The following is a 205-nucleotide window of genomic DNA, read 5'->3' as shown; positions in this document are numbered from 1 at the left end:
GGTTACTCCGGTTGGACCCGTTACTCCTGTTGCTCCGGTTGCACCCGTTGGGCCAGTTACTCCTGTTGCTCCGGTTGGACCAGTTGGGCCGGTTGAGCCGGTTGGGCCGGTTACACCAGTGGCTCCGGTTACTCCAGTCGCTCCCGTTACTCCGGTTGATCCTGTTGAGCCAGTTGCTCCCGTTACTCCGGTTACTCCGGTTGGA

1 protein-coding gene is annotated in these 205 nt (G+C 60.5%); it reads right to left on the bottom strand.

Translation table 11 applies throughout. The annotated features are described in order from the left end of the window. A partial coding sequence (locus tag Y79_RS1000000120495) for a collagen-like protein (RefSeq protein ID WP_032864734.1) occupies positions 1-205 on the bottom strand: 205 nt, incomplete at both ends.

The sequence above is a fragment of the Bacillus siamensis KCTC 13613 genome, assembly GCF_000262045.1.
Lineage (GTDB): Bacteria > Bacillota > Bacilli > Bacillales > Bacillaceae > Bacillus > Bacillus siamensis.
This window is presented reverse-complemented; position numbering and strand designations above follow the sequence as displayed.